The sequence below is a fragment of the Aeromonas sp. ZOR0001 genome (assembly GCF_000801015.1).
Lineage (GTDB): Bacteria > Pseudomonadota > Gammaproteobacteria > Enterobacterales > Aeromonadaceae > Aeromonas > Aeromonas veronii.
In genome coordinates, this window is record NZ_JRJY01000096.1 from 1 (window position 1) to 6,586 (window position 6,586).

5 protein-coding genes are annotated in these 6,586 nt (G+C 60.6%); 3 read left to right on the forward strand and 2 right to left on the reverse strand.

Annotation, left to right across the window (positions count from 1 at the left end):
• Positions 1-67 precede the first annotated feature (67 nt).
• Together L972_RS12485 and L972_RS12490 are read right to left on the reverse strand one after the other, a co-directional pair.
• Positions 68-664, reverse strand: a complete 597-nt coding sequence (locus tag L972_RS12485; protein ID WP_047438590.1) for a DUF922 domain-containing protein — start codon at positions 662-664, stop codon at positions 68-70.
• 183 nt (positions 665-847) lie between these two features.
• On the reverse strand, positions 848-1,312 hold the full coding sequence (locus tag L972_RS12490) for a hypothetical protein (RefSeq protein WP_047438592.1): 465 nt from the start codon (positions 1,310-1,312) through the stop codon (positions 848-850).
• A gap of 195 nt (positions 1,313-1,507) precedes the next feature.
• Between L972_RS12490 and dcuC the strand changes: the two genes are divergently transcribed.
• The 3 genes from dcuC (at position 1,508) to L972_RS12505 (ending at position 6,431) form a co-directional block, all read left to right on the forward strand.
• Positions 1,508-2,860, forward strand: coding sequence for an anaerobic C4-dicarboxylate transporter DcuC (dcuC, locus tag L972_RS12495; protein WP_005336914.1), 1,353 nt, complete (start codon positions 1,508-1,510; stop codon positions 2,858-2,860).
• 91 nt (positions 2,861-2,951) lie between these two features.
• A complete protein-coding gene (locus L972_RS12500; protein WP_047438594.1) occupies positions 2,952-4,598 on the forward strand; it encodes a bifunctional metallophosphatase/5'-nucleotidase in 1,647 nt (548 codons plus the stop codon).
• A gap of 189 nt (positions 4,599-4,787) precedes the next feature.
• Entirely contained in the window at positions 4,788-6,431 is a 1,644-nt protein-coding gene (locus L972_RS12505; protein ID WP_047438596.1) for a hypothetical protein, read from the forward strand.
• Positions 6,432-6,586: the final 155 nt, after the last annotated feature.

Consider the following 6,586-nt stretch of genomic DNA (forward strand, 5'->3'; position numbering starts at 1 on the left):
CGCCCATCGGGCGGCCATTCTATTTATCAAATCGTGCGATGCTGGATATTGCGTCTTGAGATAGCGCTTACTTGGGCCAGTGCACCCCGAGCTGTTCGCCGTAACCTGTCTGACGCTGGAATCCGTCGAGCCGTCCCCTGACCTTGTTCAGCTCGCCACTACCTGCTGCCCACGCGGCATAGCGCAGCGCCTGGCAATCTGCATGACCGGGTAATCCCGCAATCGCGCCACCCACCTGATTTGCCCCCTGCAGCACCATCTCCTTGAAGCGGGATTCGTAGTCAAACATGCTGGAGAGCAGCCGCCCCCAGCGCTGGCGGGCAGGATCGTTACTGTTCGCGCTCTGACGCCAGCGGGGCAGCAACACGGTGGCGTTGGTGGTCACCGTCACCCGGTTGAGCTGGCAGCGCCCCGGCAACTGCTCGGTATCCAGCTGCCAGTCCACCTGATAACTCGCCTTGCCGAGCACTGGCTTGCCATTCACCTTGGGAGCACTCTGGGCAATCGCCCGGGCAAGCTGCTCCGGACTGGTTGCATTGACCTCATAAAAACGGACATTGATGCGGGACTCTGGCACCACTTGCGGCCGGCTCGGCTGAGCCTGACTCATCAGGGGCAACAGCAACAACCCGACCCCCACTACTCCATAAACCTTGCTGACCATGCCAGACTACCTTCCTTGATTGCACGGGCGGAGTACCAACCTTGGTGAACCCCACCGCCACACAGATGACGGGTATAGCCTATGTGTGACGACGAGGCGGCGCAATACAATGATGCGCCCAGAAATCAGAGCACGCTCACAGGTTGCGTGAGCAGAGTATGGCACAAGGGCAAAACTGTATTTTTATTGAGCATGACGGCTGATGCGCTGCCAGTCGAGGTGATAGTTTTTCACATTGATGTCATGACCATCTATCTGAATAAAATGATCATTTTTAAGACGGTTGGCAAAAAAGTCCTGATCTGCCCCCTCATTGAGCCACAGCTCGCAAAGTCCCCGTTTTCCCTCTCTGGCATAGAATCTCGGGGTGACCAGCAGCGCGACTCCATCTACCCGGATGGCATGACGGGCCAGGCAGTTTGCTTCGGTGGTTTTGGATGCCAGCGCGGCAAAACGGGGTCTGTTCCCCTCGGCAACCACCAGAACACCGTAAGAGTGAGGAGCCATGAGACGCCGCATGGCGACCGCCTGATGAGGACCGGTTTGATGAAAACCGTCATTGGTTACTGCAAACACGCAAGTAGGTGAAAATAGCATCGCAAGCAGGAAAAGAGAGCGTTTAATGCCTGAAAAATCACCAACCACCATATAAAAGCCTCAAAAGACAACCAAGGCTGGCAAGGGTAGGTAGCCAAACCCGCTGGGTAAAGTACCTTTACCTTTCTTTAATTCTGTTCACGGGGTTAAACGTTGATTTAGCTCACACAACATCCTGTTTCCAGTCGCCACTCTACCCCTATCGGAATAGACTCCCTCCACTCTCATCCAATCAGAAGGCAACATATGCTGGAACTCATCGTTGGCACCCTGGTCACCCTGGTGGTGGGCCGTGCCATTTTCAAAGGATACTCCGCGACCGGGGTGCTGCTGAGCGGCGGCTTGCTGCTGCTGGTCATCACCGCCATGATGGGCAAGCCGGTACTGCCGAGCAAGGTGGTCAGCACCGGTTATATCGCCACCGATATCTTCGAATACGTCCGCTTCCTGCTCAATGACCGTGGCGGTGGACTGGGGATGCTGATCATGGTGCTGTGCGGCTTCGCCGGCTACATGAGCCATATCGGTGCCAACACCATTCTGGTCAAGCTGGCCAGCAAACCGCTCGGCATCATCAAGTCCCCCTATATCCTGCTGGTGGCTGCCTATCTGGTGGCCTGCGCCATGTCGCTGGCGGTGAGCTCCGCTACCGGCCTCGGCGTGTTGTTGATGGCCACCCTGTTCCCGCTGATGGTCAACATGGGGATCTCCCGTGGCGCGGCGGCGGCCGTGTGCGCCTCGCCAGCCGCCATCATTCTGGCACCGACCTCCGGTGACGTGGTGATGGCTGCTCAGGCCGCCAACATGCCGCTGCTGGATTTTGCCTTCAAGCTGACCCTGCCCATCTCGCTGGTAGCGATCGCCTGTATGGCGGTGACCCACTTCTTCTGGCAACGCTACCTTGACCAGAAATCCGGTGAGCACAACGAACCGGTCGCACCGGGTGATCTGGTGACTACCGCCCCCGCTTTCTACGCCATCCTGCCCTTTACCCCCATCATCGGGGTACTGGTGTTTGACGGCAAATGGGGCCCGCAACTGGATATCGTCACCATCATCGTCATGTGCATGGTGTTGGCCAGCCTGCTGGAACTCGTGCGGATCCGCAATGGCAAGGAGCTGCTGGACGGTCTGCAGGTCTGCTGGCGCAACATGGCTGACGCCTTTGCCGGTGTGGTCATGCTGCTGGTCGGTGCCGGTGTCTTCGCCCAGGGTCTGATGACCATCGGCTTTATCGACACCCTGCTGGCTCACGCGCAGGATCTCGGTTCGGGCGGCCTGATCATGATGCTGTCACTGGTGGTGATCACCACCCTGGCCGCCTTCACCACTGGCTCGGGCAATGCCCCCTTCTACGCCTTCGTAGAGCTGATCCCCAATCTGGCCAGCAGCCTTGGCATCAACCCGGCCTATCTGGTGATTCCCATGCTGCAAGCCTCCAACCTGGGTCGCACCATTTCTCCGGTCTCCGGGGTGGTGGTCGCCTGTGCCGGGATGGGCAAGCTCTCGCCGTTCGAGGTGGTCAAGCGCACCAGTATGCCGGTCGCCGTCGGCCTGCTGGTGGTGATCGTCGCCACCCAGATCATGGTACCCGCCTGATCATTGACCAGCCCGGCACCCTGCCGGGCTGGTATCCTCCCCCCCCTTTGCAGTAGACTCGGTGCTCATTTTCCCCCTAAGGAGGACCGAGATGAGTATTACGGTTCAACTTGCCCATTTCAGTGATTGCCACTCCCACTTCGATGGCGCGCCCATGAGCTTCTCCCCTGTCGGTGAAGGCCAATGGCGCACCCAGTGCGGCGGTTATGCCCGGATCCTGACCCGACTGACCCAACTGCGTGCCAAAGCCGCAGCAGCCAGTCAGCGTTTTCTGTTTCTGCACGGTGGCGACTCCTTTCAGGGCTCTCTCTATTTCAACCGCTTCAAAGGGCGCGCCAACGCCGACCTGCTCGCCATGCTGGCCCCCGATGCCATGGTACTTGGCAACCATGAGTTCGATCTGGGCAACGGCCCACTGGTGGAGTTCTTGCGCCAGCTCGATTTTCCGGTGCTGGCCGCCAATCTGGATAACAGTCAGGAGCCTGCCGACACGCCGCTTGGGCTGTGGGATATTCCCCATCTCTACGACGCCCATCAGCCCTGGCATCGTCAGATGATCGACGGGGTTCCCTTTGCGCTGCTCGGCATCACCCTCGCCCAGATGGCTGCCATCGCCAACCCGGATCCCCACACCCGTTTCCACGCGGTCGCCGACACCCTCACCAGGGTGTTGCAGGAGATCAAGCGCGAAGGGATCCAGCATATCGTGCTGCTGAGCCACCTCGGGCTGGATCAGGACAAGCTGCTGGCCGAGCGCTTCCCCGAGCTCAGTCTCATCATCGGTGGCCACACCCACAGCCTGCTCGGCGATCTCGCGCCGCTGGGTCTGCCAAGCGAAGGCAGCTATCCGCTGATGAACAACGGAGTGGCCATTTTGCACGCAGGCCACAGCGCCCTCTGCCTCGGCGTCTGCGAGCTCACCTTCGATAAGGCGGGCCGCGTCGTGCAAAGTGAGGGGCAGCTGGAGTGGCTCCCCTGGCAACCCTGGCCATTTGCCTCTACGCCACCTGTCGGACTCACCTTCTGCGAACCGGATCCACAACTTGAACAACATCTGGCCAAACGCTACCGGCCGGAGATCGAGACCATGAGCCAGCGCATCGTCACCCGACTGGCGGCGCCACTGCCCCATCAGCGACTGCCGGATGCCACCCTGCCCCACGGCAGCCAACTCGCCCCGCTGGTGGCCCGCGCCATGCTAACCGCTGCCCGTGAACAGGTAGGCGAGGTGGACTTTGCCCTGCACAATGCTGGCGGCGTGCGCTGCTCGCTGGAGCCGGGCCCCCTGAGCGAAGCGGATATCGCCGGTCGCCTGCTGCCGTTTGCCATTCCCCTCACCCTCTATCGGGTGCACGGTCACGAGTTGGCGGAAGCGCTGGAAAATGCCATCGACAACGCCACCAACAACGGCGTGGTCGGCAATGGCAACGGCAGCTTCCCCTACACCGCAGGGGTGCGATTCACCTATCAGGCCGATCGGCCCAAGGGTCAGCGCATCACCCGACTGGAGTGGGAAGCCGCCCCCGGCCAGTGGCAAGCGGTCAATGCCGAACAGATCTATCGCGGAGTGTCGAGCGCCTATACCGCCTCCGGCAAGGAGGGTTACACCGCGCTGGCGCGCACCCTGACCCAGCACAATCAGGAGCTCGGCATCACCCTGGCCGACGCTTTTATCCGCTGGGCTCGCCACCTGCCCACGCTGGAAGCGCAGCCGCCCCTGCTTGAGTACCTCAGTTGATGCAGAGGGGGAATGGCTTTGCCATATCCCCCTGACGGCCAATATTGCCGCAGCCAGCGCCCGGTTCCCTGCAAGAACCGGGCTTTTTCGAGAATATTTGCCCCACACGGGCCAGCCCCATTGCATCGCACTCACTAGCTCGGCAAGATAGGCCCGCTTTCAAGACCAGCTGCAGGAACAGGCGACTTCATGAATCACTCCATCCGTTTCACTCCCCCTCGCGTCAACCCTGGTATCAAGCCAGCCATCGTGCTGCTGACCGCCCTGCTGGCGCTGCTCTTCTGTCTGCGCAACCCGCTCTTCCACGCCATGGCGCCGGGCTTTGATGCCTCGCTGTTCGCGGTGATGGGCAAGATGTGGAGCGAAGGGGGCGTGCTCTATCGCGACATGATCGACATCAAGGGGCCGATGATTTTCGCCCTCGACGCGCTGGGTTATCGAATGGGGGGATTTGTCGGGATCTGGACACTGGAGTGGGTGCTCTGCTGGCTCGGGCTGCTGGCCAGTTGGCAGGCCTTTGCTCAGCTTGGACTCTCGTTCAAGGCGCGCCTTGGCGCCATGCTGGCGGTGCTGGCTCTCTACGGCACTCGTTACTACTACGGCAACATGACCGAAGACTGGACCTTCCACCTCGCCCTCATCGCCCAGTGGGCCTTCATTACCCTGCTGCTGGACAAGGGATTTCGCTGGTGGCCGGCGCTGGTGGCGGCCCTCACCTTCGCCATCGTCGCCTGGATGCGCACCAACAACGGCGCCTTCTGGGGGGCCTGGTATCTGGTGCTGTTCTGCCACTGGTGTCTGCACGAAAAGTGGCGTGATGCCATCTTGCTGCTCATCTCCAGCCTGCTGGGGCTGGCGCTGATTGGCGGCCCGCTTTACGCCTACTTCCAGCAGCATGATCTGCTGGCGGCCTTCAAATACTACGCCTTCGACATCTTCTTCGAGGGGAGCTACGGCAATGGCTTCTCTCCCATGGTGGGCGCCGTCGGCCTGCTGCGTACCGGCCTTATCATGCTGCTGCCCGCCTTCATCATTCTGATGCTGAGCCGACGTCAGGAGTGGTATCTGCCCGCCCTGCTGGCGACCCTGTTTGGGGTGCTGTTTACCCTGATCGCCAACTCGGTCTCCGGCCATGTGTTCGATCACTACGACGTGCTCTATCTGCAACTGGCAGTGCTGCCGCTGGCGGTATTGCTGGATCGCAGCGAACAGCAGGCTGATGCCATCGGCCTGCTCTGCATCTCGCTGGTGGTGCTCACCGCCAGCTGGCTGCTGGCCCAGCAGCTCGCCTTTGGCTGGAGCACCAAGGAGTGGTCCCTCGAGCGGGTCAACGAGGTGCTCGGCACCAGCCTGCTGTGGGCGCTGCCGGTGCTGATCCTCATCCCCCTCTGGCGCGCCTGGGATGTACGCAGTGCCACCCCCTGGCTGGCGACGCTGGCCATGCTGCTGCTGATGATCAACAACGCCTGGGAAGGCACCCTCAAGGGTCGCCCCTTCAATCCGGCGGCGCAGGTACGGGTCGATCGCATCAAGGCCGAGACCAGCCCGAGCGACAAGATCTGGGTCGATGGCATCCAGCCGCAATATTATCTCTGGACCGATCGCCAGCCGGCGTCCGCCTACCTCTTCTTTGCCAACGTCAATCCGCCCTATGACGTGCGCGAGCGGGTGCTGGCAGATATCCAGCGCCAGAATCCGAAGTTCATCATCGCCAAGCCGGATCGGGTGAGCGAAGAGCTGAAAAAACCCAGCTCCCCTTCCCATCTCGCCTTCTATCAATACCTGACCAGCCACTATGAAGAGGTGGATCCGGGTCTCTATCGCCGACGCTGATCGTCAATACGCCCCTCAGGGCGGCCATTGTTGCAATGGCCGCCATTTTTATTGGCTCTGTCCCAATTACGTGTTGAAAGGCTAATGAGGTGTCCTGACAAGTGTATGGAAATGGTATTCACCTGACAGTTGCCCACAAAAGGGAGTGGTCATAC

Coding starts and splice junctions, on each gene's coding strand:
- L972_RS12485 (WP_047438590.1), bottom strand. CDS start 664: ATGGTCAGCAAGGTTTATGGAGTAGTGGGGGTCGGGTTGTTGCTGTTG.
- L972_RS12490 (WP_047438592.1), bottom strand. CDS start 1,312: ATGGTGGTTGGTGATTTTTCAGGCATTAAACGCTCTCTTTTCCTGCTT.
- dcuC (WP_005336914.1), top strand. CDS start 1,508: ATGCTGGAACTCATCGTTGGCACCCTGGTCACCCTGGTGGTGGGCCGT.
- L972_RS12500 (WP_047438594.1), top strand. CDS start 2,952: ATGAGTATTACGGTTCAACTTGCCCATTTCAGTGATTGCCACTCCCAC.
- L972_RS12505 (WP_047438596.1), top strand. CDS start 4,788: ATGAATCACTCCATCCGTTTCACTCCCCCTCGCGTCAACCCTGGTATC.